At 66.1% G+C, this 1,152-nt stretch carries 1 protein-coding gene; it reads right to left on the reverse strand.

The genetic code is table 11. The features are described 5' to 3' along the window. Positions 1-1,057 (reverse strand): MCE family protein (locus ACWGPE_RS19125; RefSeq protein WP_452049334.1); only part of this gene is annotated, 1,057 nt, incomplete at its 3' end. Positions 1,058-1,152: the final 95 nt, after the last annotated feature.

Below are 1,152 nucleotides of genomic sequence, written 5' to 3' on the forward strand. Positions count from 1 at the left end.
GCTTCCAGCAGCCGGGCTTGCCCTCGGGCCCGCCCTTGGCGTTGACCCGTGGCAGGTTGTCCGGATACACGTAGGCGTTGCCCACGCCGATGCTCGACAAGGTTCCAGTGCTGTCGAACGAATACCCGTTGTCGCCGCCGAACGTCGCATAGAAGGCGGGCGCGACGTCGTGGTAGTTGCGGATGGTGCAGAACAGCTGCCCCTGGTACTTGTCGAACAGTTTCGACGTCGGGATCAGGTCCTGTGCGCCGCGCTGCAGATACGGGCCGCCGCGCTCGAGGATGTCGGAACCGGTGCCGGCGAAGCCGATCGCCGCGATCAGTGCGGCGTCGAGTTGACCGCGCTGGGAGTTGAAGGTGGCGGCACTGCGCGCGGCGTCGGCCAGGCCGTCGAACAGGTCGGGTCCGGCCGCCGCATAGCGTTCGCCGAGATCGGCCAGGGCGGCGATGTCGTGGCGCAGCGCGGGCATGCGCGGGTTCACATCGCCGAGGATCGTGTTGCCGTCGGCCAGCGACTGCCCGAACGCACTGCCCAGCCCGGTCAAGGCCTGGGCAGTGGCCGACAAGGTCTGGTTCAGCTTGATCGGGTCGACCTGTTCGGTGATGGCGGTGATGGTCTCGAACAAACTGTTGAACTCGGTGGTGACCGCCGTGACGTCGAGCGGGGTGGAGCTCGAAACCCGTTGTGGGCTGGGATGTTCCGGCGAGGTGAAGGCGACGTATTTGTTGCCGAAGACCGTGGTCGCCTGAATCGAGGTCTGGACGTTGGCCGGTAGGAGGTCCATGTACTTCGGGTTGATGTCGAGCCGCACCAGGGCCCGGACCGGGTTACCGTCGGCGCTCACCGTGGCCACGCGGCCGATAGGAACCCCGTTGTAGGTCACCTTCGAACCAGGATCGAGAACCAGGCCCGCCCGCGAGGCCAGCAGGGTCAGCGGGGTCTTGGGTTCGAAAGCGCCCCGGAACTGCGCCACGATCAACCCGAATGCGAGCGCGAGGATCACCAAGAGCACTGCACCGGCCATGCGATACGGCGGATTACGGTGATCGGCAAACACTTTGCGAGACTCTATGGCATGGCCGCGCGAGGCAGTGTAGATCCGCAAAAGACCAGGGCGGCGGTCGCCGCCGTGGCCGACTGGCTGCGCGAACC

The organism is Agromyces sp. NPDC055658 (genome assembly GCF_053618155.1).